Origin of the sequence: Pseudonocardia kujensis, assembly GCF_021283305.1 — a bacterium.
Classification (GTDB): Bacteria; Actinomycetota; Actinomycetes; order Mycobacteriales; family Pseudonocardiaceae; genus Pseudonocardia; species Pseudonocardia kujensis.
In genome coordinates this window covers 43,823-68,571 of the sequence record NZ_JAJSOK010000018.1, presented here as the reverse complement: position 1 = coordinate 68,571, position 24,749 = coordinate 43,823, and the positions used below count along the sequence as shown (strand labels likewise).

The following is a 24,749-nucleotide window of genomic DNA, read 5'->3' as shown; positions in this document are numbered from 1 at the left end:
TGGTCGAGTGGGGACTCAGGCGGTGACGGGCACCGGGTCGGTCAGCGACCGGCCCGCGGTCTCCGGGAGCACCCGCGCCAGGACGATCCCGACGGCGAGGGCGATCGCGGCGAGGTAGAGCGCGGGGGCGACCGCGCTGCCGGTGCCCGCGGCGAGCGCCGCGGCGACCAGCGGGGCGGTCCCGGCGATCGGGCCGACCCCGAGGCTGTAGGCCAGCGCGGCCCCGCTGGAGCGGGTCCGGGCCGGGAACAGCTCCACGAGCACGATGGAGGACATGACGTTCAGCCCGGCCTGCGGGACTGCGAACACGACCATGCCCAGGAGGGCGGGCCACGGCCACCCGGACCCGACGAGCAGCAGGACGGGGACGGCCAGCACTGCGTGCGCGATCGCGCCGCCGACGTAGACCGGGCGCCGCCCGATCCGGTCGGACAGCCGGCCGGCGAGCGGGCAGAGCACCACGTAGACCAGCAGGGCGGCGGAGCTGACGACCAGCGCGGTCCGCCGTGACCCGTCACCCACGGACATCGCGTTCGCGAAGTACGTCGCCAGGTAGTAGAAGCCGACGCCGGTGATCGACGCGCACGCGAACGCGATGAGCAGAGCCTTGCGCTCGGTGCGCAGGGCCTCGCGCAGTGGGCGGGCGGAGACGTCGTCCTGGGCGCGGAGCTCCTGGTAGACCGGCGTCTCCGCCAGCCGCAGACGCAGGTAGAGCCCGGCGAGCCCGAGCGGGGCGGCGAGCAGGAACGGCAGCCGCCAGCCCCACGACTGCATCTGCGCCGGGTCCAGGAACGACTCCAGGACCAGCACCGACACGGTGCCCGCGACGATCGCGAGCCCGCCCGACGCCGAGATCAACGCGGCCCGCGCACCGCGCCGGTCGGCCGGGGCGTACTCGGCGAGGAACGCCGAGGCCCCCGTCCACTCGCCGCCGGCCGACAGCCCCTGGACGCAGCGCAGCAGGACGAGCAGCACCGGCGCCCAGAACCCGATCGCCGCGTACGACGGCAGCACGGCGATCAGCGTCGTCGCCCCACTGATGCCGAGCACCGCGACCGACAGTGCGACCCGGCGGCCGTACCGGTCCCCGACCGAGCCCAGCACCGCCCCGCCCAGCGGGCGGAACACGAAGGCGACACCGAACACGGCGAGGGACGCCAGCAGCGACCCGACGGCGTCCGTCGAGGGGAAGAAGACCTTGCCGAGTGTGACGGCGACCGCCCCGTAGACGGCGAAGTCGAACCACTCGGTGAAGTTGCCGACCAGGGTCGCGACCACGACCCGGCGCGGCACCGCGGCCGTCATGAGCCCGCGGCGACGCTCATGCCGCCGTCCGCCATCACGATCGACCCGACGAGGTAGGCCGCCTGCTCGGAGGCCAGGAACGCGATCACCTGGGCGATCTCGCGGGGCTGGGCGGCGCGCCCGATGGGGGTCCCGCTGCCGTGCTCGGCGAGGAACCCGGGCCCGTCGTCGTGGATGTGGTCCAGGATGTGGGTGACGGTGTCGCCCGAGCCCACGGCGTTGACCCGGATCCCGTGCCCGATGACCTCGAGGGCGAGCGTCCTGGTCAGCTGGGCGAGTGCGCCCTTCGACGCGGCGTAGGCCGCGATGGTCGGGAAGGCCTGGAAGCAGGCGTAGGAGCCCACGTTCACGATCGCCCCCGAGCCCTGGGGGAGCATTGCCCGGACCGCCTCGCGGGAGTGCAGGAAGGCGCCGGTCGCGTTGACCGCGAGGACCGCGTTCCAGTCGTCGAGCGTCATGTCGGCAACCGTCTTGTTGATGATGACGCCGGCGTTGTTGACCAGGACGTCCAGGCGGCCGAATCGGTCCCGAGCGAGGGAGACGGCGTGTCGGGCGCTGTCCTCCTCGGTGACGTCGGCGACCAGGGGCGCGACCGATGGGCCCGCCAGCTTCTCGACGGCCCGATCGCGGTCCTCCGCCACGACGTGGACGCCGCGCTCGACGAAGAGTTCGACCGTGGCCCGGCCGATTCCGCTGGCTGCGCCGGTGACGATCGCGACCTTGCCGGTCAGGTCGGCGAGATGTCCGGCGGGGGAAGTGCTCATGGCCTGCTTTCCGTCGGGTCCGGCTACCGGCTGGGGACGACGAGGGGGGCCGTCTCGCTGCCGTGGGCCGGGGTCCAGTTCGGGATCGGGGTGAAGTAGTGAAGGTCGAAGACACGCTCGGTCAGGCCCCAGCGGCCGTCGCGGCGTTCGAACCGGTCGCGGTAGACGCCGCCGACCTGGGTCGGTCCGAGCTCGACGTTGGTGACGAGGCAGTCGAGCGCCGAGATCGCGGTGGCGTCGTCGCCGTCGGTACCGAGATCGACGACGACGTTGCTCATCCAGTGGTGCATGCGGGGGCTCTGGGACCAGAGCAGGTGCGCGGCCTCCACGATGCCGTCGATGCCCGCGAAGTCGCCGAAGGGCTCGCCGAGGCGCAGCTCGGCGCCGTCGTGCCAGATCGAGCGCAGCAGGGCCAGGTCCTGGCTGTCGAAGGCGTGGGCGTACTGGGAGATCAGGCGGTGGACCGCGAGAGTGCTCTCGAGCCGATCGAGGCGGAGGTCGACGTCGCTCATGGGTTGGTCCTCACTTCGAGTAGTCGATGACGCCGCGGATGATCTTTCCGTCGCGCAGGTCCTGGTAGCCGTCGTTGATCTGGTCGAGCGTGTAGCGCCGGGTGATGAGCTCGTCGAGCTTGAGCTGGCCGGCGTCGTAGAGGCGCAGCATCCGGACGATGTCGTACTGCGGGTTCGACGAGCCGAACAGCGTGCCCTTGATCGTCTTCTGGTTGAACACCATGTCGGACCCGGACACGTGCACGGTGAGGTCGGCGGGGTTCGCCACCCCGGTGACGACGACGGTGCTGCCCTTGCCGATCACGTCGAACGCGTCCCTGATCACCTCCTCGGTCATCACCCCGACCACGCAGATCGCCTGGTCGGCGCCGTCGCCCCAGGTCAGCTCGGTGACGGCCTTCGCGGCCTCCTCGGCCGTGGCGAAGACGTGCGTGGCGCCGAACTCCTGGGCGGTCTCCCGCTTGAACGCCACCGGGTCCACGCAGATCACGTACTTCGCGCCGGCGTGCGCCGCGCCTTGGACGGCGTTCATGCCGACGCCGCCCAGGCCGTAGATCACCACGGTGTCCCCGGGCTTGACCCCGCCCGCGTTGACCGCGCTCCCCCAGCCGGTCGGGACGCCGCAACCGACGAGCACCGCCTTGTCCAGCGGCAGCCACTCGTCGACCTTCACGCAGGACAGCTCGGACACCGTGGAGTACTCGGCGAAGGCACCGAGCATGCAGAAGGCGCCGATGTCGCCCAGCTCGGGATCGTGCATGCGGAAGGTCCCGTCGGGCATCGAGCCCTCGAGGATCGTCGCGCCCTGGTTGCAGAGGTTCTGCCGGCCGGTGGAGCAGTAGCGGCACACCCCGCAGGACGGGATGAAGCTGCAGACGACGTGGTCGCCGGGCTGCACCCTCGTCACCCCGGGGCCGACCCGCTCGACGATGCCGGCAGCCTCGTGCCCGCCGACGATCGGGAACCGGACGACGTTGTCCCCGTCGACCATGTGCAGGTCGGAGTGGCACAGGCCGGCAGCGGACATCTTGAGCAGGACCTCGCCCGCGCGGGGCTCGTCCAGCTCGACCTCGCGGATCTCGAAGGGCTTGTGGTAGCCGGTCAGGACGGCGGCTCGTGTCTTCATCTCTCGGGTCTCCTGTTCTCAGCCGTGGAAGGTCCAGACGGACTTGGTCTCGAGGTAGCCCTCGAGGCTGTCCGGACCGAGGTCGCGGCCGTAGCCGGACTGCCGGTAGCCGCCGAAGGGCGCGGCGGGGTCGGTGAGGCCCCACCCGTTGACGTAGACGGTCCCGGCCCGGAGCGCCTTGGTGGCGCGGTGGGCGGTGGCCACGTCCGTGGTCCAGATCCCGGCGGCCAGGCCGTACTCGCTGGCGTCGGCGCGGCGGAGGACCTCGTCGGTGTCGTCGAAGGGCAGGACGGTCAGCACCGGGCCGAAGATCTCCTCCGTGGCGCAGGCCATGTCGTCCCGCGCGTCGGAGATGATCGTGGCCGGGTGGAAGAACCCGGCGCAGGGCACCGCGGGTCCCACGTGGACGGTCGCGCCCTGCTCCCTCGCGAGCCGGACGTGGCCCTCGACCTTGTGTTGCTGGGCCGCGTTGACCAGCGGTCCGAGCTCGGTGGCGGCGTCGAGACCGTGGCCGGGACGCAGCCCGTCCGCGATCGCGCGGAGCTTCCCGACGACCTGGTCGTGCACCGAGCGGTGGACGAACAGCCGGGAGGGGGCGGAGCAGGTCTGGCCGGAGTGCCAGAAGAGGCCACCCGCGGAACCCGTCACGGCGGCGTCCAGGTCCGCGTCGGCGAAGATGATGTTCGCGCTCTTCCCGCCCAGCTCGAGGGTGACCCGCTTGACCTGGTCGGCGGCCCGGCGAGCGATCTCCTTGCCCACCGCGGTCGAGCCGGTGAAGGTGATCTTGTCGATGCCCGGGTGCTCGACCAGCGCCCGGCCGGCCTCGGCGCCACGCCCGGGGACCACGTTGAGCACGCCCGCGGGCAGCCCGGCCTCGACGGCCAGCTCGGCGAGCCAGAGCGCGGAGTGCGGGGTCTCCTCCGAGGGCTTGAGCACGACGGTGCACCCCGCGGCGAGGGCCGGTGCGAGCTTCCAGCCGCAGAGCAGCAGCGGGAAGTTCCACGCGGTGATCGCCCCGACCACGCCGACCGGGTCCTTCTCGGTGGCGACGTGGATGCCGGGATGCGAGGTCGGCACGGTGGAGCCGACGATCTTGGTCGGCCAGCCGGCGAAGTAGTGGAAGCAGCGGGCCGCGAAGTCGACGTCGATCCCGCGGGCCGCCCCGCGGACCTTGCCGGCGTCGAGCACCTCGAGCTCGGCGAACTCGTCGGCCCGCTCGAGGATGGCGTCCCCGATGCGGTGCAGCACCTTGCCCCGCTCCAGCGGGGTCATGGTCCGCCACGGGGACGCGGGATCGAAGGCCCGGACCGCGGCCTGCACGGCGCGGTCGACGTCCACGGCGTCGCCGTCCGCGGCGGTGGCGATCCGGTTGCCGGTAGCCGGGTCCAGTACGGGGATCGTCCGCCCGCTCAGCGCGGGGACCGCCTGCCCGTCGACGAACACGTGGGGCGGCAGCGCCAGGCGGGCCGCGACGGCGGAGGAGAGGTGTGGCACCTCGGTGGCGAGGGTCATCAGCGTCCCTTCGTAGATATTTGATACGAAAACACGGATGTGGCGTACTGCACAAGGGTCGGTTCGAGCTGCGTTCAACGGCAGGATCGACCGGCCTGGAGTCCTGCGGCGACCGGAAGCACCCTTGCATCTTGCCGAAGTTGTATCAAGTATCTACTTTCGGAACGGTCCTCACCAGTTGTCAGGAGGCTCTCGATGCCCCGCGAACCCCGCCCCTTCCGGGAGGGTCTGCTCTCCCTCGATCCGCCGCGGTTGCTCGGATCCCGCTGCCCCGCGTGCACTGTCACGTCCTTCCCGGCCCGTGACTTCTGTCCGGGCTGCCGGGCTGCCGAGGGCGTCGAGCGGGCCGAGCTGTCGACGGAGGGCCGCGTGCACTCGTTCACCGTGGTTCGGCAGGCGCCGCCCGGGGTCGAGGTGCCGTACGTGCTCGCCTGGGTCGACCTGCCCGCCGACGACGTCCGGCTGATGGCGCAGGTCGTCGGCACCGCGCCCGAGGAGGTCGCGCTCGACATGCCCGTGCAGCTGGAGCTCACACCCTTCGGCGACGCGGACGAAGGCCTGCTCGGCTTCCGGTTCCGGGCGGGGGTGGCGGCATGACCCTCGCGCCCGCCCATGTCGCCGGGGTCGGCATGGTCCGGTTCGGCAAGTACCCCGCGGACGTCACGCTCGAGCGGATGGCGGCCGGCGCCGCCCGCGAGGCGCTGGCCGACGCCGGGGCCGCGCTGACCGCAGTCGACGGACTCTACGTGGGCCACGTGTTCGGCGGCCCCGTCGCGGGACAGCGGATCGCGGCCCAGCTCGGGCTGGACGGGGCCCCGGTGTCGAACCACGAGAACTACTGCGCCAGCGGTGCGACCGCGATCCGGGAGGCCTGGGTCGCGCTCGCCGCAGGCCTGCACGACGTCGTGCTGGTGATCGGCGTCGAGAAGATGACGGACCGCGTCGCCGGCGGGGTCCGGCCGGATCCGGGCGACCTCGACGCGGCCGTCGGGTACGTCATGGCGGCCGGGCACGCGATGAGCGCCCGCCGCTACATGGCCGACCACGGGGCCACCCGCGAGCAGATCGCCGCGGTGGCCGTGAAGAACCACGCGCACTCGGTGCACAACCGGTACGCGCAGTACCAGAAGCCGATCTCCCTGGAGGAGGTCCTGGGAGCGCGGCCGATCGCGGAACCTCTGGGCCTGCTGGACTGCAGCCCGATCTCCGACGGCGCCGCGGCGGTGGTCCTGTGCAGCCCGGGCGGGCTGCGGCGGCTCGGGATCGTCGGCCCGGTGCCCCGGGTTCTCGGGGTCGGCCTGGTGAGCGGGTCCGTGCTGACCGGGACCGGCGACCTGAACGCCGAGGACGTGTCGCGGCGGGCGGGCGAGGAGGCCTGGAAGCTCTCCGGCGTCGGGCCGGACGAGATCGACCTCGTCGAGATGCACGACTGCTTCACCATCGCCGAGATCGTCCGCATGGAGGGTCTCGGACTGGTCCCGCACGGGCAGGGCGCCGCATGGACCGCCGACGGGCGCACCGCCCTCGGTGGGCGGCTGCCGGTCAACCCCAGTGGCGGACTGCTCTCCCGCGGCCATCCCGTCGGCGCGACGGGCGCGGCGCAGGTCTGCGAGCTGACCTGGCAGCTGCGCGGCACCGCGGGCGGCCGTCAGGTCGAGGGGGCGCGGAGCGGCTTGGCGTATTGCAAGGGCGGCACCGTCAACGGCACGGACGGCGGCTCCGTCACGACGGTGGTGATGGCCCGGTGACGCTCTCCACGAGGGACGTCGAGCTGCGGGGGATCGGCGCGCTCGTCCCCGCCGTCCGGGAGGCGCTGGTGGGGATCCGCCCGGTGGCCCGGGCGGCGGTCGTCGTGCCCGCGGTCCCGGACCCGACCCCCCTCGCCGAGCTGACGGACGAGCGGCTGGCCGCCGACGTCGGGGACGGCCTCGACGCCGTCCTCGCGGACGTCCGGGCCGTGCTCGACGGCCTTCGCAGGCTGGTGTTCGTCCTTCCCGCCACCCCACTCATGGGAGCCGCCGGCCAGGCAGGCGCCTCCGCCGTCGCGAACGGGGTGCTGTCGATGGCCCGCACGCTCGCGATCGAGCTGGCCAGGGACGAGGTGACCGTGAACGTGCTGGCGGTGAGCGATCCCGCGGGCCTCGGCCCGCAGCTGGGCGCGCTCCTCGGCGAGGGCGGTGAGGGCGTCACCGGGCAGGAGATCTACCTGACCGGTGGCGCGGACCTGGGGAGGTTGCGGCCATGACCACGACATCACGGATCGCCCTGGTCACGGGCGGTGCAGGCGGGATCGGGCGGGCGATCTGCGCACGACTCGCCGCGGACGGGTACACCGTCGTCCTCGCCGATCTCGAGCCGGACGCCGCGGCGGCCGAGCTCGGGGCGGTGCCGCAGGTCCTCGACGTCACCGACCCCCTGTCCCGCCGGGCGGCCGTGGCCCGCGCCGACGAGCTCGGTGACACGGACCTGCTCGTCAACTGCGCCGGCGTGCTGCGGGACGCCCGGATCGGGAAGCTCGAGGCGGGGCTGTTCCGCAGGCTCACCGAGATCAACCTGCTCGGCCCGCTCGCCCTCACCCGGCTCGTCGCGCCGGGGATGGCCCGGCGGGGCCGCGGCGCGATCGTCAACCTCGCCTCGCGCGCCTGGCTGGGCACGTTCGGCTCCACCGCCTACTCCACGGCGAAGGGCGGGCTGGTCGGGGCGACCCGGTCGCTCGCGCTCGAGCTCGGCGGCGCCGGGATCACGGTCAACGCAGTCGCCCCCGGGTTCGTCGACACCCCGATGACGGACGCACTCCCACCGAAGATCCGCCGCCGGACGCTGGACGCCATCCCGGTCGGCCGGGCCGGCACCCCCGAGGACGTCGCCGGTGCGGTGGCCTACCTCGCCGGCGCCGGCTACGTCACCGGACAGGTCCTGGTCGCCTGCGGCGGCCGCAGTATCGGAGATCCCCATGTCGCCTGAGAACGGGCCCCTGGCGGGCCTCAAGGTCGTCGAGTTCGCCGGGCTCGGTCCCGGGCCCTTCGCCGCCATGCTGTTGGCCGACGCCGGCGCGGACGTGATTCGCGTCGACCGCCCGGCCGGTCCGGTCGACGGCGGCGCGCTCACCCGCGGCCGGCCCTGGATCGGCCTCGACCTGAAGGCCCCCGAGGGCCTCGCCACCGCCTGGGACCTGGTCCGGCGCGCGGACGTCCTCGTCGAGGGCTTCCGGCCGGGGGTCATGGAACGGCTGGGCCTCGGCCCTCGGGAGTGCCTCGCCGAGAACCCGCGCCTGGTCTACGGCCGGATGACCGGCTGGGGACAGGACGGGCCGCGTGCGCGGGAGGCGGGCCACGACATCAACTACCTCGCGCTCACCGGGGCGCTGCGCTCCATCGCCCGCCGTGGCGAGGCGCCCGTGCCGCCGCTGAACCTGGTGGGCGACTACGGCGGGGGTGGCATGATGCTCGCATTCGGCCTGGTCACCGCCCTGCTGGAACGCGCGACGAGCGGACGCGGGCAGGTCGTCGACGCCGCGATGGTCGACGGGGTGAGCCTGCTGATGACCGGGATCTGGTCCCGCGCCGCGCAGGGCCGCTGGTCCGATGTCCCCGGCACCAACGACATCGACACCGGCGCCCCCTTCTACGACGTCTACGCCACCGCAGACGGCGAGTACATGGCCGTCGGCGCGATCGAGCCGCAGTTCTGGGCCCGGCTGCTCGACGGGCTGGCCCTCTCCTTCCCCGAGCAGTGGGACCGCGCGCGGTGGCCGGAGATGAAGGCCCGGATCGCGGCCACCTTCGCCACGCGCACCCGCGCCGACTGGACCGCCGTGTTCGCCGACCGCGACGCCTGTGTGACCCCGGTGCTGAGCCTCGCCGAAGCGCCCCGGGACGCCCACCTCGCCGCCCGTGGCACCCTCGAACCGCGGCCCGACGGCCCACAGCCCGCCGCAGCCCCCCGACTCGACCGCACCCCGCTGCGCGCGCGGGAGGCCGGGAACCTCGGCGACGCGCTCGACCGCTGGGGGCTCGCCGTGGCCGGTGCGCGATGAGGGGGCTGATAGTTTATCCGGACCTGGCGATCCGAGGGCGGGAGGCGATGATGGCCGCGAGCCCGCGCATGCGGCGCCGCTCCCTGGCCGTCGAGGTCGCCGAGCACATCCGCTCGATGATCTTCGACGGGCGACTGAAGGCCGAGCAGCGCGTTCCGCAGGACGCCATCGCCGAGGAGCTCGGGGTGAGCAGGCTGCCCGTTCGCGAGGCCCTGATCACCCTGGAGTCCGACGGGCTGGTGGCCTCCGAGCCCCACCGCGGGACCTTCGTCGTCCCGATCCGGGCCGAGGACATCGAGGACCACTACCGGCTCTACGGCATGGCCCAGGGCCTCGCCGCCGCCGGCGCCGCCCGCCGGATCACCGAACCCGTCCTGACCAGGCTCGACGAGCTCCACGCCCGGATGTCCGAGAGCCGCGACACGGATCTCGTGCACGACCTCAACTGGGAGTTCCACTCGCTGGTCAACCGCACCGGTGCCAGCCGGCGCACCCTGTCGGTGCTCCGCCAGCTCTCGCACAACCTCCCCCGCGAGGTCTACCGCATCCCGCAGGCCGCGAGCGCGGCCGCGAACCGCCAGCACGCGGCGATCATCGCGGCGCTGCGCGCGGGCGACGCCGCCGCCGCCGACCGGCTCAACCAGGATCACGTGCGCGCGGAGGGCGACGACGTCGTCGCCGCCCTCAAGCGCCGCGGCATCCTGTCCGACTGACTTCTTCGTCCCCCGGGACGTATCAAAGATCAGAGGTGTCCTGTGCCCAATGCGCTGCACGAGAAGGAACCCGGCGCGACCGACATCGGCGAGACCCTGCCCGCACTCGTCGGCCTCCTGGCGGCGAGCTCCCCGACCGGTGAGGCGATCGTCGCCCCCGAGGGCCGGGTGACCTGGGCCGAGCTGGCCGAGGACATGCACGCCTGCGCCTCCGCCCTCGTCGCCCGGGGGGTCCGCCCCCGTGACCGGGTCGGCGTCCTGCTGCCGAACGGCCTGCGGTGGATCGTCGCGGCCCTGGCCGCCCACTGCGCCGGCGCCACCGTCGTCCCGATCAACACCTGGTACCGCTCCGCCGAGATCGCGCACGTTCTCGACGGAGCAGCGGTGCGCCTCGTCGTGACGGAGGAGCAGGTCTTCGGCCGCGACACCCTCGCCGAGCTCGCGGCGGCCGGACTGCCCGGCGACCGGGCGCTCGTCTGGCGAGCCGGGGACCCGACACCGGCGGGTCCGCCCCGGGACCTGCCCGGCGCCCGCCCGGACGATCTCGCCTACGTCCTGTTCACCAGCGGCTCCACCTCCCGCCCGAAGCCGGTCCCGCTGCGCCACGACCGCCTGATGCGCAACGCCCGTGCGATCGGTGGCCGCCAACACCTGGTCCGGGGCGACCGGCTGTGGTTCTCGGCGCCCTTCTTCTTCGGGTACGGCTGCTCCAACGCGCTGCCGGTCGCCCTCACCCACGGCGTCACGCTCTGCGTCGAGGAGCGCCCGGCGGGCGACACGTCGCTGGCCTTCATCGCCCGGGAGCGGTGCACCGTGTACTACGGCTTCGGGCCGACCACGCGGAACCTGCTCGCGGCGCCCGGCTTCGCGCAGCACGACATCTCCTCGCTGCGCACCGGGACCACGGGCTTCACCACCGAGGACAAGCGCCTGGTCCGCGAGGAGCTCGGGGTGACCGAAGTGTGTGGGGTGTACGGGCTCACCGAGGCCTACGGCCACTCCGCGATGACAGACGCACACGATCCGCTCGATGTCCTGCTCCACACCGCCGGACGGGTACTGGACACCCAGGAACTGCGGATCACGGACGACGCGGGCCGGCCCGTGCCGGCCGGGGAGACCGGCGAGATCGAGCTCCGCGGCTGCGTCATGGACGGCTACCTCGGCGACCCGGCGCTGAACGACGGCGCCTTCCGTGAGGGCGGCTGGCTGCGCACCGGCGACCTCGGCACGCTCGACGCGGACGGCAGGCTCCGCGTGGTGGGCAGGCGCAAGGAGATGCTCAAGGTCAAGGGCATCAACATCGCCCCGATCGAGGTCGAGGAGCTGCTCTGCACCCATCCGGCCGTCGACCAGGCGTTCGTGGTGGGCGTCGAGGACGAGCACGGCACCGAGGAGATGGTCGCGGCCGTGGTGCCGCGCGGGAGCCCGCCGCCGGACCTGGCCGTCGACCTGGTCGCCCACGTTCGCGGCCGCGCGGCGAGCTACAAGGTCCCGTCCCGGATCGAGGTGCTCGCCCAGGAGCAGCTCCCGCTCACCGACACCGGCAAGATCAGCAAGCGGCTGCTCAGGAAGCGTCTGTCGTGAGGACGTTGGCGGCCGGGATCGGCTTCACCGAGGGTCCGGTCTGGACCCGGGACGGGCGGCTGCTGGTCGTCGCCATGTCCCGGGGACGGGTGGTCGAGATCGACCTCGACGGCGGTGTGCTCGGCTCCGTCGAGACCGGCGGCGGCCCGAACGGGCTGGCCGAGGGCCCGGCGGGCGAGATCTGGGTGGCGCAGAACGGGGGTGCGGTCCGCGCCAGCGGATCGGCGCGGCCCGCGGTCGCGGGCCTGCACCGGATCGACGGGACGGCGGTCACGGACTTCCCGGTCGCCCGCGCGCAGGCGCCGAACGACCTGGCCCTGGGTCCGGACGGCCGGATCTGGTTCACCGACCCGGGACCGCCCGGCGCGACCGCGGACGGCCGGCTGTGCGCGCTCGACCCGGGGACGGGCGAGACCGAGGTGGTCCTCGCCGCCGTCGACTACCCCAACGGCCTCGCCTTCGCCGGCGACCGGTTGTACCTCGCGCACACCGAGGAGGGCCGGGTGACCCGCCACCGCTGGACCGGCACCGGCCTGGTACCCGACGGTCCGGACCTCGTCCTGCCCGCGGGCGGACCGGACGGCCTCGCCCTGGATGTCGAGGGCCGGGTGTACGCCGCGGCCCCCGACGCCGACGCGATCCTGGTCTTCGACGACGAGGGCCGTTTCGCGCAGCGCCTCGACTTCGCCGAGCCGACCTTCCCCACCAACCTCTGCTTCGCCGGCCCCGGGCTGGACGTCCTGGTCGTGACGGCGGCGAAGGGCGGACGGGTGCTCGCGTTCGACCGGCCCGGCGCCGCGCCGGGCCGTCCTCTCGGTGCGCGGGCGGCCGGGTGACGGACCTGTCCACCACCGCCGAGGCGTTCCAGCGCGCGGCCGTGCGCAGCATCGGCTGGTCCGAAGGCCTGCAGACCCGCCCACCCCCGCGACCTCACCACGATGGCGCTGGAGTGCGTCACGCGGACCGGCCGGGGGCGCTACGAGGAGCTCCGCCGGAACGAGCCGGAGTTGATGCGGGCGTACGAGGAGCTGCGGTAGCCGAGCTGTTCGGGCGCGCTCAGGGCCGGTGGGTGCCGGGCACCGAGCGGGACCACAACAGCCCCTCGACGCCGTCGAGGAAGGTCCTGCTCACGACCTCCGGGTCCGCCAGACAGCCGGCTGCCATCGCACCGTCCCGCAACATGACGAAGTGCCGGCCCGCCGACTCCGCCGGGCCTTCGCCGATCCGGGACAACAGGTCGGTCACCGCGCCGAGGAACCAGTCGCGGTGCGCGGCGACGCGCCGGCGCACCGGGTGCTCGGGATCGGGATACTCGGCGGCGGCGTTGAGGAAGGCGCATCCCCGGAAGCCCTCCCCCCGAATGTCCCCTGCGATGTCCGCGGCGACCGCGCGAAACACATCCTCGGCCGACCCGTCCGTCTCCTGGGCCCCGGCGAAACGGGCCCGCAGGGCGCGGTCGGCCTCCTCCAGGTACGAGACGACGAGGTCCTCCTTCCCGGGAAAATGCCGGTAGAACGTGGCCCGGGTCGTGTCCGCCTCCGTGATGATGCGGTCGACCCCGACCGAATGCAGTCCCTCGGAGTAGAAGATCCGGCTCGCCGTACCCAGGAGCCGCAACCGCGCCTCGGACGGCCGAGTACTCGCGCTACCCTTCATCACCCCACGTTATCAGATAGAACGTTCGGTATCGCACCTGTCGGGTGCCGCCCGTCGCCGAGGCCGCCACCGACATCCTGGTCCGGCTCGCCACCGATCCGCTCGGCCGTCCGCGCCGCCCCGGTGCGGTCGACGTCGCACACGACCACGGACGCACCGAGCTCGGCGAGCCGGGTCGCGGTCGCTGCGCCGAGGCCGCTCGCGGCTCCGGTGCCGACGGTCCGGCGGCCGGCGAGGGACGCGCTCACGACGCCGGTCCCGCGAACGGATTCGATGCGGAGTGGTGATGACCCCAGACGTCGGAGGTCCCGAAATCGTGCGCGACCCAGTCGTCGCCGACCTCGATGCCGCCGCACCCGATCTCGAGGTGGAAGCCGCTGGGATTCTGCACGTAGAACGAGATCGCCTTGTCGTTCATGTGCCGGCCGAGGCTGATCGAGATCGGGACCTCGTTGGCCAGGGCCCGGTCGTAGGAGCGGCCGACGTCGTCGAGGGAGTCGTGCTCGAGCTCGAGATGGTGGATCGACGGGGCGTCCGCCCGGGCCAGCGCAATGCTGTGGTGGGTCCGGTTGCACCGGTAGAAGTAGAGGCCCGGTGCCCGGTAGTCGGTGAGGCGGAACTCCAGCACCGTCTCGTACAGCTCACGCAGCTCGGCCAGGGCCGGCCCGGCCAGCACGAGGTGGCCGAGACCGATGATCCCGCGGCCCCCGTCGGCGGGGCGGGCGGGGGCGGAGCGCATCTTCGCCTCGCCGACCGCGAGCTCCACGCGGTAGCCGACCGGGTCGGTGAACCAGCGGAGCCGGGTCGCGCCGCGCAGCTCCGCCTCCTCCGGGGAGCCGTCCCGGACGGGGTACCCGGCTTCCTCCAGCCGACGGGTCAGCCGGTCCAGCTCGCCGGCCGAGTCGACGATCCAGCCGATCTGCCGGGGGACGTCCTCGGCCGCGGGGTACAGCGCCAGGCGGTACTTGAACTCGTCGAGCTCGGCCAGCAGCACCTCCCGTGAACCGATCTTGTCGGCCGTGACGCCGACGCCCAGGGTGCGGCCGAGCAGCTCGGTCCAGGCGTCGACGTCGGTGACGTCCAGGCCGACATACCCGAGTCTGCGGATACCCACCGTGCGCCTACCCCTCGTCCGTGAGGAACTCGCGGACGATCCGGTTGAACTCCGGCGCCCGCTCGTACTGCACCCAGTGTCGGCTGCGCGGCAGGACCCGCAGCTCCGCGTCCGGGATGCCGTGCAGGATCCTCGGCGCCCAGGTCAGCGGGACGGTCTGGTCCTCGCGACCCCACACCAGCAGGGTGCGCGCGGAGATCTTCGGCAGGTCGGGCGTCAGATCACCGAAGTTCGGCGGGATGGGCAGCTCGGGGTGCACCCGCAGGCTGGACTCGTAGCGCTCGTCGACCAGCGCGTCGGTCGCCAGCGCCTCGTCGTACACCATCAGCTTCACGAACTCCGCCATCGCCTCGCGCGAGGGCTTCTCCGCGGCCATGTAGTCGAACAGGTGCTGCAGGCCGACCGGCCATGGCGGCGCGTCGGTCGGGAGCACGCCCCCGGGCGCCATCAGGACGAGCCGGCCGACCCGCTCCGGCTCCGTCACCGCGATCCGCATGGCGACACCGCCGCCGTAGGAGTTGCCGACCAGGTGGGCGCGTTCGATCCCGAGGGCCGCCATCGCGCGGACCACCCGCTCGGCGGCATGGAAGATCAACGGCTGGTCCGTCTCGGGTCGCGCGGACTCCCCCCAGCCCGGCAGGTCGACCGCGATGTTGCGGTGGTCGGCGAAGGCCGCCAGGTTGCCACCGAAGTTGCTCATGCCGGTCGCCCCGGGGCCCGAGCCGTGCAACCACACGACCGGATCGCCCGCGCCGGACTCCGTGTAGGCGAGCACTCCGTCGCCGACGTCCACGGTACTTGTCATCAGACCTCACCGTCTCCGTGTATGTAACGCTCACTATAGGCCGCGTGGTGGGGATCGAACAGCGGCGACGGCGCCCTTCTCCCCGCTCGACCAGCACGGCGAACGGCGAGCGCGGTCGGACCGGGCTCGCCGCGAGAGGAGAAGGGCGCTCCCTGACGTCGGTCGGGGAGAACGGCCGCTAGGGCCCTCACCTCACGAAGGGTCCTCCGAGGAACGGCACGAACGGCACGAACGGCACCGGCCCGGCCCTGGGATGGTCCGGCGGACTGCTGAGCGCCCTACTCCTGAACGGATCCGCGGCCCCGCTGCTCGGCCAGCCCGCGGATCATGGCGACGAACGGCGCCACGTGCGAGCTGTAGCTCTTGCCGTCGAAGCTGTTCGTCACCGCGAGCCCGTCGGTGACCGCCCGGCCCAGCACGGCGAGCTGGTCCACGAACGCCGCCTCGTCCTCGCCGAAGACCGGCGTCAGCGCGGCCACCCAGGACGCGTGGGCGTAGTCCCGGATCCGCCGGACGGTGTCCCCCACCAGCTGGGTGTCCTTGTGCGAGCCGACGCTGATGGCGAGCAGCAGCCGCAGGTACTCCGGCCGCTGGTCCAGCGAGCGGCAGGCCGCCGTGAACCAGGCCTCGAAGTGTTCCAGCGGATCGCCGGGGCCGTAGGACGTCGGGTCCGGGAAGGCCGCGTGCAGCTCGCCGAACGTGCGGTCGAGCAGCGCGGCGAGCACACCGAGCTTGTTGCCGAAGTGGTAGTAGATCGAGCTGGCCGGCAGCCCGGACCGCGCGCACAGGTCCGAGATGACCATCCCGTCGTAGCCGCGGCTCGCGATGAGCTCGCGCGCGGCGTCGAGGATCAGCTCGCGGCTGCTCGCGGTGGCCACGGATCGAGCAGCCGACGCCGTACCCGAACCCTTGGCCACGGCGCCATGATAGACGCGCCGGCGCGCGGGGGGAGAACGCCGGCTCACCACACCACTTCCACCCGGCCGGGCTCGTGGAACATCGCGCCGTCCGTGTCCCCGGTCCGCGTTCCCGGCGCCGGCGCGAGCCGGGGCATCCGTTCGACCAGCGCCTCCAGCACGCAGGAGATCTCCGTGCGGGAGAGCTCGGCACCGAGGCAGTGGTGGATGCCGAAGCCGAACGCGAGGTGCCGCCGGGCCGTCGGGCGGTCCAGGACGAAGTCGGCCGCGTCGGCACCGAACACGGACTCGTCCAGGTTCGCGGACTCCAGGCTGAGCAGGATCCGCTCCCCCGGCGCGACCGGCTCGCCGCCGATGTCGCCCGGCGCGCCCACGGTCCGCAGCACGCCGCGCAGCGCGGTCGCATGCCGCAGGCCCTCCTCCCGCGCGCCCTCGACCAGGGTGGGGTCGGCCACCAGCGCCGCCCACCGGCCCGGGTCGGCGAGCAGCTGCGCCACCGTGGAGCCGATCGTGAAGGCCGTCGTCTTCAGCCCGGCGACGAAGACCTGCCACGCGTGGAAGGCGACCTCCCGGTCCTCGAGTGCCCGGCCGTCGACCCGCCCGCGGGCGAGCAGGCCGATCACGTCGTCCGTCCCGGGGCCCGCCCGCCGCTCCCGGGCGGCGGCGGCGAAATACTCCTCGATCCGCGTCCAGGCCGGCGTCCCGACGAAGGGCGCCGGCAGGGCGTCGGAGATCTCCTGCGAGAGGCGGGTGATCTCGCCGGCGGCGGCGGGGACGCCGACGAGCCGGGCGATCACCCGGGAGGTCAGGGGGAACGCCAGGTCCCCCACGATCTCGGCGGGCCCGCCCGGGGGCAGGCCGTCGAGGATCTCGTCGACGATCGCCCGGATCCACGGTGCGGCGCTCGTGATCGCGGACCGGGTGAAGGCCGGGCGGAGCAGCGCGCGCAGGGCGGTGTGGGCGGGCGGGTCGCTCTGCGTGATCAGCTCGGGATGCCCGCCGCCACCGTCGTCGTCGGCGTCGAGGACGAAGTTGCCGTGGTTGCTCAGGGTCCCGGGATCGAGCAGCGCCTCCCGCACCAGCTCGTGCCGACCGACGAACCCGGGCCCGGGTCCGGCCCGGTGGACCGGGCACCCGCCCCGCAGGCGCGCGAGCTCCTCGCGCACCTGCCCGGGCGGGCCCCCGGACAGCGGGTCGAACGGGGCGAGCGTCTCGCCGGCCGTCATGCCCGGCTGCCGTAGTCGTCGTCGGGCAGCGGATGGTCCACCGGCACGACCCGGGAGTAGACGGCCGTCAGGCAGCCCGGGCAGAACAGCTGCCGGAACACCATCTCGGCGTCGACGTACACCGACGGGTCCCGCCAGATGTGCGGGCCGGCCTCGGTGGGCGCGGTGTCGCGGCGGGCCAGCGCCCCCACGAACTCACCGCCCGCGAGCGGGCCGATGCCGGTTCCGCAATGCGTGCACACGACGGTCGTGTCCAGCACCGCGAGGTTGTCGTCGAGCCGCCGGGAACCGGCGAGCGCGGGCTCGGTCACCGGGACCGGGGCCGCGTCGGCGCGTCCCGCACCGGTCGCCCGGCGCCGGCGCAGCTTCTCGCGGGTCTCCGCGGTCGCCATGGCGTCCACCTCGCCGTCGGTCACGACCACGCCGTAGACCTCCCGCGCGGCGTCGGCCGAGACGCGGATCGCCACGACGTCGTCGCGCACGGCCTCGGCGGGCCGCAGCAGCGGGTCGCCGTAGCCGCCGCCCGCCTGCCAGTGCAGGTAGAGGGCGTCCCCGGCGCCGAGGCTCGAGGTCCCCTCGCAGGGCAGGACCTCGATCTCGCCCCCGAGGTCGTCCAGCTCGGCCGGGATCGCCGACGCGCTCGCGAGCTGCGGGTCGCCGATGCCGCGGACCACGAGGTCGAGCTGCGAGTTGCCCGGGTAGCCCCCGGCGAGCCCGACGTTCTGGTTCGCGACCTTGCCCGTCCCCGACACCACCAGCGACAGCGACGAGCGCTGATCGGGGTGCTGCACGTAGCAGACGGAGCCGCTCATCCCGCCCCGCTGGCGGCCGGGGCCGCCGGAGTCGGTCTGTTCCCGGCGCCACAGCGCGACCAGCGGGTACAGGTACTCGGTCATCTCGACGTCGGGGGCCCGGGCCGAGGGAATGATCAGCCGGCCGCCGGTGTCGACACCGTCGTGGTGCACCTGTGCGCCGTAGCCGCCGGCCATGACGTCGAAGACCGGCGAGACGAAGCCCTTGCTGCCACCTCCCCGGGTGTCCACCCCGGACACCACGCAGAGGTCCGTGGTGCCGTTGCAGATGGACTGGACGTCCGTGCGGTGGTCCGGCTCGGCGTCGAGCATCTTGGCCAGCACCTCGGCGACCAGGTTGCCCGAGCCCCAGGCCGGACCGAAGGGGCCCTTGCCCACTGCGGCCGGGAAGGACGCGTTGGTGATCGTGTCCTCGTCGGTGACGATCTCGAAGCACCGCATCAGCCCGCCCGCGGCCCAGGGGATGTCCCCGGCCAGCAGCGGCAGCATGGTGAACACGATCCCGGCGCGCAGCCCCGGGTAGGGACAGTTGATGATGCCGGTCTGCTCCGCGGTCCCGCGGAAGTCGAAGACGAGCTTGTCGCCCTCCTTCGTCATCGCCACCTTGATGGCGTGCAGGCCGCGGTCGCCCGAGCGCGACTGCTCCTGGTAGCCCACCGCGCTCCAGGTGCCGTTCGGGAGGGTCTCGAGCTTGGCCCGCAGGCGACGCTCGGCGTCGTCCGTCATCCGGCGCATCACGGACTTGACGGTGTCGGCGCCGTACTTGTCGATCAGCCGCAGGATCTGCTCGGCCGCACCTCTGTTCGCGGCGATCTTGGCGCGCAGGTCGAGCCCGACCAGGTGCGGCAGCCGGGAACGACGCACCCAGGCATCGGCCACGTCCCGCTGCAGGACCCCGCCGCGCACGACCTTCATCGGCGGGGTGGGGAGCGCCTCGCCGAAGACGTCCTGCGCGGCGGGGTCGAACGACCCGGGCCGCGGGCCGCCGAGGTCGACCTGGTGGGCGATGGCCGTCGTCCAGCCGAACAGCCTGCCCTCGTGGAAGATCGGCGCCAGGACGGCGGCGTCGTTCTGGTGCAGCCCGCCGCCGATCCACGGGTCGTTGCAAAGGAACATGTCGCCCTCTTCGATGCCCGGGTTGTCGCTGCGGTGCCGCAGGGTCCAGGTGATCGCGAGGTCCATGGACCCGATGAGCCCGATGTTGTAGGTGCCCACCTGGACCTGCTCGCCCAGCTCGTCGCAGATGGAGAAGTTGAAGTCGTTGGACTCGGTGACGACGTGCGAGCCGGACATCCGGCGCAGCGTCTCCCCCATCTCCTGGGTGATGGCCCACAGCCGGTGCCGGACGACCTCGTAGGTCAGGGCGTTGACCTCGGTGGCGTCGTCCCCGGTGTGCAGCGGCAGGCTCGGCGAGATCTGGGCGAGCAGCTCCGCGCGGGGCATGGGCCGGCTGGTGAACTCGTCCGCCCCGGGGATCTTCGATGTCATGGGAGCAGTCCTCACTGGTCTCGCTGGTAGCGCAGCACGAGGTTGCCGAGCCGGTCGACCCGGCCGGTGACGCCGTCGGGCACGACGACCACGGTGGTCGGCACGTCGACGACGGCCGGGCCGACCAGCTCGTGGCCCGCCCGCAGCCGGGAGTAGTCGTAGACGGGGGTGGGCACGTAGCCGATCTGCGAGTCGAGGCACACCGAGCGCTCCTCGAGCAGGGCCGCCGAGGGGTCGGGGCCGTCCGCCTCGGGAATGTCGGGGAGCACGACCGGGAAACCCAGCCCGGCCTTCGCCCGCATCCGGTAGGTGATCGCCTGCACCCCGGCCTCGCGGAAGCCCGCGCCGGAGCCGTTGATCCGCTCGTACTGCTCCTCGAAGCGCTCCACGATCTCGTCCCCGGAGGCCTCGGTGATCTCCGTGTCCGGCAGCGTCACCGCGAGCTCGTTGACCTGCATGGAGTAGCGCAGGTCGATCTCGCGCTGCAGCGTCACGTCGTGGAACTTGACCTTCTGCCGGTCGAGCGCCCGCTGCAGGTCCGTCTCGAGCCGGTCGAAGTGCGCCGCGAGCACGTCGTGCCCGACCGGGAACGACGAGGGATCGGACAGCTCCGCGCTGAGCGCGACGTCCGACGCCGCGAGCCCGTAGGCGGAGAAGGCGGACGCGACCGGGCCGAGCGGCACGACGACCTCCGCCACGCCGAGGTCCTGGCAGTAGCCGGCGCAGTGGGCGGGGCCCGCCCCACCGAACGCGTAGGCCACGAAGTCGCGCGGGTCGTACCCGGCCTGCACGACGGCGCGGCGCAGCAGGTCGCCCGCCTGCGCGTTCTGGACCTCGTGGATCGCGATCGCCGCTTCCTCGACGGTCAGGCCGAGCGGCTCCGCCACGTGCTCACGGATCGCCGCGCGCGCCAGCTCCGTGCTGAGCGGTTTGCGCCCGCCGAGCAGGCCGCGCTCGCTCAGGATGCCCAGCACGAGGTTGGCGTCGGTGTTGGTGGGTCGGGTGCCGCCGCCTGCGTAGCACGCCGGGCCGGGCACGGCCTCCGCGCTCTGCGGGCCCAGCCGCAGGTTCCCCCCGGCGTCGACGGAGGCCAGCGCGCCGCCGCCCGAGCCGATCGTGTGCACGCGGATGGTGGCCGCGTTGATCGGGAACTGGTTGACGATCGAGCCCGGCGCCATGACCGGCTCGCCGTCGACGATCAGGCCGGCCAGGAAGGTGGTGCCGCCGACGTCGGTGGTGATGACGTTGCGGTGCCCGAGCTGCCGGGCCAGCCGCTGGCCGCCGATCACCCCGCCGGAGAGCACGGACCCGACGGTGGTGATGGCGTGCTCGGGCGCCCGGTCGGCGGTGATGGTGCCGCCCTCGCTCTGCATGACGAGCAGCGGGCCCTTGAGCCCGCCCTCCTCCAGCTGCCGCTGGAGCGGGGTCAGGTAGGTCCGCAGCCGCGGCCCGATCTGGGCGTTCATGATCGTCGTCGACGTCCGCGAGAACTCCCGGATCCGTGGGCTGACCTCGCACGACAGCGTGACGTACAGGTCCGGGTCGATCTCGTGGATCAGCTCTCGGACCCGCCGCTCGTGGTCGCCGTTCTTGAACGACCAGAGCAGGCAGACGGCGATGGCCTCGACCCCCTGCTCGACGAGCGCGCGCGCGACCCGGCGCACCTCGTCCTCGTCGAGCGGAACCAGGACCCGGCCGGCGTGGTCGACGCGCTCGGTGACCTCCAGCGCGCGGTACTTCGGGATCAGCGGTGCGGGCTTGCGCTGACGCAGGGTGTCCTGGACCTCGTCCGCGGAGCGGCCGAGGGTGCGGCCCTCCGCGTTCATGATGTAGATCGAGTCGCGGTGGCCCTTGGTGGCGATCAGCCCCACGTCGGCCACCGTCCCCTGGACCAGGGCATTGATCGACGCCGTGGTGCCGTGGGCGATGAAGTCGGTCTGCGCGAGCATCTCGCCGACCTCGATGGAAAGCTCCGCGGCCAGCTCCTCGATGGCGCGCATGACGCCGACCTCGCGCTGCGGCGGGGTGGTCGGCGTCTTGGCCGAGACGATCCGGCCGGCGCCGTCCGAGGCGACGGCGTCGGTGAACGTGCCGCCGACGTCGATGCCGAGTGCGTAGGGCATGTCTCTCCTGCTCTCTTACCGCTGGTGGGCGGCCGCGCGCCCGGTGACTGTCCGCAAGAGCTCGCCGGGCCGGCCCTCGGCACCGCCCATCCAGGCGACGTGCTGGTCCGGCCGCACGAGCAGCAGGGGTGTGGGGTGGAGCCCCGGCAGGTCCACGACGGTGAGCGGGACGCCCAGCTCGGCGGCGGCGTCCGTCCACGGTGCCGCGTCGGCGGACTCGTCCGTCCGTAGCAGGGTGAAGTCCGGTCCGAGCACGTCGAACACGGCGCGGCCGTCCTCGAGCCAGGCGTGCGGCAGCCGGAAGCCGACCTGCGCGCGGTCCTCGTAGCCGCCCATGCTGATCGCGTCCTGCCGCGTCGCACCGACGACGAGCGGCGAGCCCGCGTAGTGATAGCCGAAGCTGAACCCGTTGGGGTTGTAGCGGCGGGGCTCGTTCTCGGCGAGGCGCTCGGTCATCGCGGCGCGGGCGCGTTCCCCCTCCTCTCCGGGCAGATGGAGCTCCGGCGGGACCTCGACGAAGGAGACCTTGGCCGCCGCCGCCACCGCGCTCGCGAACTGCTCGCCGACCGGCCTGCGCTCGAGCTCGTAGGCGTCGAGCAGCTCCGATGGAGCCCAGCCGTGGTGCACGGCGGCGAGCATCCAGCCGAGCGTGGCCGCGTCCTGGATGCCGGCGTTCATGCCGAAGCCCGCGACGGGGATCCAGATGTGCGCGGCGTCCCCGGCCAGGAACACCCGGCCCTCGCGGTAGCGCTGCGCGACCAGCTGACGGCCCGTCCAGCGGACGGAGCCGAGCACCTCGTGCTCGACCGGGGCGCCCACGGCCTCGCGCAGCAGCTGCTCGGGGTCCTCGGCCTCGGTGTCGTGGTCGGCTGCGAAGGCCACGTGGTTGAGCCACAGGTCGCTGCCGTCGATGGCGATCAGCGAGGCCTGGCGACGGCCGTAGGTCCAGTAGGTCCAGGCCCGGTCCCGGGCGGCGATCCGGCCGAGCTCCGGGGAGCGGACGAAGGTCGAGACGAACTTCTGGATGGCATCGACGCCCTCGTAGCGGATGCCCAGCTGCCGGCGGACGGCGCTGTGCGCGCCGTCGCACCCGATCACGTACGCGCAGCTCAGGGTCCGTGTCGTGGTCCCCGTCCCGGCCTCCGACTCGAGGTCCACCTCGACCCGGTCCTCGAGCGGGCGCAGCTCGACCAGGCGGCTCCCGCGCTCGACGGTCACCCCCGGGAGGCCCCGCGCGTACCGCTCGAGGATCGGCTCCATGAAGATCTGGGACACCCGGTGCTGGGGCTCGGGCGTCGGCCACTCCTCCCGGCCCTTGCCCGCCAGCACCTCGCCCGACGACAGCTGGTCGAGGCGGTAGAGCTCCTCGCCGAGCAGCGTGGTGCGGTACTGGATGGTGCCGGGGTAGTCCTCGGGAAGGCCGGCCCGGCGGATCTCGTCCGCGACGCCGAGCCGGCGGAAGATCTCCATCGACCGCGCCGAGGTGGTGTTGCACCGCGGATTCACGGGTCGCTCGGTCGTCGCCTCGACGACGAGGCTGGGCACGCCGCGCCGGGCGAGGTCGATGGCGAGGGTGAGGCCCGTGGGTCCCGCGCCGACGATCAGGACGCCGGTGTCGGTCCCGCTCGTGCCGTTGTCTGTCTGGTTCATGCGGTCAGGAACTCCCCCACGCGGGTGCAGAACTCGTCCGGCCGGTCGACGTGGATCCAGTGTCCGGCCCCCGCGACGACCCCGAGGCTCCCACACGGGAGCGCGGCGGCCAGGCGCGCGGAGACCTCGACCGGGCCGACCCGGTCGCGCTCCCCGTGCAGGGCCAGCACCGGGGTGGGCACGGTCGCCGGATCCACCGGTGGCTCGTCGGACGTCTCGAACATGGACCGGAAGGCCTTCTCGGCGCCAGGTCGTAGCGCCTGTTCCCACCGGAGGTCCGCGAGGTCGTCGAGGAGCTCGGTGTGGTCGCCCTCGTCGGCGACGAGGCGGGCGAGCGTGTCGCGCATGGACGCCTTCGTGGGGACGTCGTAGAACGGCACGGTGCGCGGGGCCGGACCGGTGCCCGCCCCGCCCATCACGACGGCCCGCTCGACCCGCTCGGGAGCGGTGGCGAGCAGGGCCAGGCCCGCCGCCCCGCCCGCCGCCGAGTTGCCGAGCAGGTGGACCCGGGCGAGCCCGAGGTCGTCGAGCAGCTCGTGCACCTGGCGGGCGCGGGCCCGCGCCCAGGCGATCGGCCCGTGGAGGTCCCCGCCATCCCCGATCCGCGTGCCGAAGCCGAGCAGATCGGGGGCGATGCAGCGGAACTCCTTCTCGAAGCGGGGCAGGACGCTCGCCCAGTTGCTGGCGGCGTCCACCCCCGGCCCGCCGCCGTGGAGCAGGACCAGCACGGGCTCGGTCGATCCGGTCACGACAGCTCGGCCAGGACGGTGTCGGCGTCGGTGACCCGGGACGAGGTCAGGCTCATGATCCGCAACGCGGCCGTGTGCATCTCGTCGGCGGGCATCGGGCCGAGACCGAGGTCCGGATAGTCGCAGGACGCGGTGGCGTCCGCGAGCACCACGGAGCGGAACCCGCACTCCAGCGCGCCGCGCGCGGTGCCGAGCACACAGCACTCGGTCGTCATTCCCGTGAGGACCACGGTGTCGACGCCGAGCCCGCGCAGCACGATCTCCAGGTCGGTGGCGTAGAAGGAGTTGTACCGGTGCTTCTTGATCACCAGCTCGCCGTCGCGCGGCGCGACCTCGAGGTAGATCTCCACCCCGCGCTCGCCGTCGACCAGCGCCTGCCCCGCCCCGACGGGTGGGTACAGGTCTCGGTGGATCCCCATGTCGGCCCCGCCCCGCCGGTGCACGTGGGCGGGGTAGATGACGGGCATGCCTGCGGTGCGGGCCGCGTCGAGCACCTTCTGGAGGGTCGGCAGGATCCGCCGCCCCTCCGGGAACTCCAGCGGTGCGCCCTCCTCCACGAAGTCGTTCTGCATGTCGATGACCAGCAATGCGGTGCGCGCAGGGTCGATCGCGGGTGCGCTCACGACAACCTCCTCGTCAGGGGTGGGTTCGGGC

Annotated in this window: 24 protein-coding genes; 8 read left to right on the top strand and 16 right to left on the bottom strand. The window is 73.2% G+C overall.

Annotated features, from left to right (window positions below; all coding sequences use genetic code 11):
* Positions 1–15 precede the first annotated feature (15 nt).
* Genes LWC35_RS15180 through LWC35_RS15160 form a run of 5 tightly spaced genes read right to left on the bottom strand, consistent with a single transcriptional unit; the run spans position 16 to position 5,219 of the window.
* Complete coding sequence (locus LWC35_RS15180) at positions 16–1,305, bottom strand: MFS transporter (protein ID WP_232870772.1); 1,290 nt, start codon at positions 1,303–1,305, stop codon at positions 16–18.
* Positions 1,302–2,069, bottom strand: coding sequence for an SDR family NAD(P)-dependent oxidoreductase (locus LWC35_RS15175; protein ID WP_232870771.1), 768 nt, complete (start codon positions 2,067–2,069; stop codon positions 1,302–1,304). The genes LWC35_RS15180 and LWC35_RS15175 overlap by 4 nt, the downstream gene beginning before the upstream one ends.
* A 23-nt stretch (positions 2,070–2,092) precedes the next feature.
* The gene (locus tag LWC35_RS15170; protein WP_232870770.1) at positions 2,093–2,581 is read right to left on the bottom strand and encodes a nuclear transport factor 2 family protein; all 489 of its coding nucleotides are present in this window, start codon (positions 2,579–2,581) and stop codon (positions 2,093–2,095) included.
* 10 nt (positions 2,582–2,591) lie between these two features.
* The gene (locus LWC35_RS15165; protein WP_232870769.1) at positions 2,592–3,707 is read right to left on the bottom strand and encodes an NDMA-dependent alcohol dehydrogenase; all 1,116 of its coding nucleotides are present in this window, start codon (positions 3,705–3,707) and stop codon (positions 2,592–2,594) included.
* 18 nt (positions 3,708–3,725) lie between these two features.
* Positions 3,726–5,219 (bottom strand): aldehyde dehydrogenase family protein, encoded by a 1,494-nt coding sequence (locus tag LWC35_RS15160; RefSeq protein ID WP_232870768.1) that lies wholly within the window; start codon positions 5,217–5,219, stop codon positions 3,726–3,728.
* 195 nt (positions 5,220–5,414) lie between these two features.
* Here LWC35_RS15160 and LWC35_RS15155 point away from each other — a divergent pair, with 195 nt between their 5' ends.
* From LWC35_RS15155 to LWC35_RS15120, 8 genes are read left to right on the top strand one after another with little or no spacing between them, the layout of a single operon-like run.
* Positions 5,415–5,816: a Zn-ribbon domain-containing OB-fold protein gene (locus LWC35_RS15155; RefSeq protein WP_232870767.1), complete on the top strand. Its 402-nt coding sequence runs from the start codon at positions 5,415–5,417 to the stop codon at positions 5,814–5,816.
* Entirely contained in the window at positions 5,813–6,967 is a 1,155-nt protein-coding gene (locus tag LWC35_RS15150; protein ID WP_232870766.1) for a thiolase family protein, read from the top strand. Before LWC35_RS15155 ends, LWC35_RS15150 begins: the two co-directional genes overlap by 4 nt.
* Positions 6,964–7,464, top strand: coding sequence for a hypothetical protein (locus tag LWC35_RS15145; protein ID WP_232870765.1), 501 nt, complete (start codon positions 6,964–6,966; stop codon positions 7,462–7,464). Before LWC35_RS15150 ends, LWC35_RS15145 begins: the two co-directional genes overlap by 4 nt.
* Positions 7,461–8,183 (top strand): SDR family NAD(P)-dependent oxidoreductase, encoded by a 723-nt coding sequence (locus LWC35_RS15140; RefSeq protein WP_232870764.1) that lies wholly within the window; start codon positions 7,461–7,463, stop codon positions 8,181–8,183. The genes LWC35_RS15145 and LWC35_RS15140 overlap by 4 nt, the downstream gene beginning before the upstream one ends.
* Complete coding sequence (locus LWC35_RS15135) at positions 8,173–9,255, top strand: CaiB/BaiF CoA transferase family protein (protein ID WP_232870763.1); 1,083 nt, start codon at positions 8,173–8,175, stop codon at positions 9,253–9,255. The genes LWC35_RS15140 and LWC35_RS15135 overlap by 11 nt, the downstream gene beginning before the upstream one ends.
* A complete protein-coding gene (locus tag LWC35_RS15130; RefSeq protein ID WP_232870762.1) occupies positions 9,252–9,968 on the top strand; it encodes a GntR family transcriptional regulator in 717 nt (238 codons plus the stop codon). The genes LWC35_RS15135 and LWC35_RS15130 overlap by 4 nt, the downstream gene beginning before the upstream one ends.
* Before the next feature lie 42 nt (positions 9,969–10,010).
* The gene (locus LWC35_RS15125; RefSeq protein ID WP_232870761.1) at positions 10,011–11,555 is read left to right on the top strand and encodes a class I adenylate-forming enzyme family protein; all 1,545 of its coding nucleotides are present in this window, start codon (positions 10,011–10,013) and stop codon (positions 11,553–11,555) included.
* Positions 11,552–12,391 (top strand): SMP-30/gluconolactonase/LRE family protein, encoded by an 840-nt coding sequence (locus LWC35_RS15120; protein WP_232870760.1) that lies wholly within the window; start codon positions 11,552–11,554, stop codon positions 12,389–12,391. Before LWC35_RS15125 ends, LWC35_RS15120 begins: the two co-directional genes overlap by 4 nt.
* 220 nt (positions 12,392–12,611) lie before the next feature.
* Here LWC35_RS15120 and LWC35_RS15115 read toward each other — a convergent pair whose 3' ends face one another.
* The 11 genes from LWC35_RS15115 to LWC35_RS15065 all read right to left on the bottom strand — a co-directional run bounded on the left by LWC35_RS15115 (position 12,612) and on the right by LWC35_RS15065 (position 24,718).
* On the bottom strand, positions 12,612–13,211 hold the full coding sequence (locus LWC35_RS15115) for a TetR/AcrR family transcriptional regulator (protein WP_232870759.1): 600 nt from the start codon (positions 13,209–13,211) through the stop codon (positions 12,612–12,614).
* Positions 13,211–13,459 (bottom strand): SDR family NAD(P)-dependent oxidoreductase, encoded by a 249-nt coding sequence (locus LWC35_RS15110; RefSeq protein WP_232870758.1) that lies wholly within the window; start codon positions 13,457–13,459, stop codon positions 13,211–13,213. The genes LWC35_RS15115 and LWC35_RS15110 overlap by 1 nt, the downstream gene beginning before the upstream one ends.
* On the bottom strand, positions 13,456–14,325 hold the full coding sequence (locus LWC35_RS15105; RefSeq protein ID WP_232870757.1) for a VOC family protein: 870 nt from the start codon (positions 14,323–14,325) through the stop codon (positions 13,456–13,458). The genes LWC35_RS15110 and LWC35_RS15105 overlap by 4 nt, the downstream gene beginning before the upstream one ends.
* 7 nt (positions 14,326–14,332) lie before the next feature.
* Entirely contained in the window at positions 14,333–15,130 is a 798-nt protein-coding gene (locus LWC35_RS15100) for an alpha/beta fold hydrolase (RefSeq protein WP_232870756.1), read from the bottom strand.
* A 278-nt stretch (positions 15,131–15,408) separates the two neighbouring features.
* Entirely contained in the window at positions 15,409–16,047 is a 639-nt protein-coding gene (locus LWC35_RS15095) for a TetR/AcrR family transcriptional regulator (protein WP_232870755.1), read from the bottom strand.
* A 44-nt stretch (positions 16,048–16,091) separates the two neighbouring features.
* A complete protein-coding gene (locus LWC35_RS15090) occupies positions 16,092–17,273 on the bottom strand; it encodes a cytochrome P450 (RefSeq protein ID WP_232870754.1) in 1,182 nt (393 codons plus the stop codon).
* Complete coding sequence (locus LWC35_RS15085) at positions 17,270–19,573, bottom strand: hydantoinase B/oxoprolinase family protein (RefSeq protein ID WP_232870753.1); 2,304 nt, start codon at positions 19,571–19,573, stop codon at positions 17,270–17,272. Before LWC35_RS15085 ends, LWC35_RS15090 begins: the two co-directional genes overlap by 4 nt.
* 11 nt (positions 19,574–19,584) lie before the next feature.
* Positions 19,585–21,696 carry a hydantoinase/oxoprolinase family protein gene (locus LWC35_RS15080; RefSeq protein ID WP_232870752.1) on the bottom strand — a complete coding sequence of 704 codons (2,112 nt, stop codon included), beginning with the start codon at positions 21,694–21,696 and terminating at the stop codon, positions 19,585–19,587.
* Between the two features lie 15 nt (positions 21,697–21,711).
* Positions 21,712–23,346 carry an FAD-dependent monooxygenase gene (locus LWC35_RS15075; RefSeq protein ID WP_232870751.1) on the bottom strand — a complete coding sequence of 545 codons (1,635 nt, stop codon included), beginning with the start codon at positions 23,344–23,346 and terminating at the stop codon, positions 21,712–21,714.
* Positions 23,343–24,095 (bottom strand): alpha/beta fold hydrolase, encoded by a 753-nt coding sequence (locus LWC35_RS15070; RefSeq protein WP_232870750.1) that lies wholly within the window; start codon positions 24,093–24,095, stop codon positions 23,343–23,345. Before LWC35_RS15070 ends, LWC35_RS15075 begins: the two co-directional genes overlap by 4 nt.
* On the bottom strand, positions 24,092–24,718 hold the full coding sequence (locus tag LWC35_RS15065; protein WP_232870749.1) for a cysteine hydrolase family protein: 627 nt from the start codon (positions 24,716–24,718) through the stop codon (positions 24,092–24,094). Before LWC35_RS15065 ends, LWC35_RS15070 begins: the two co-directional genes overlap by 4 nt.
* Between the last annotated feature and the right edge of the window lie 31 nt (positions 24,719–24,749).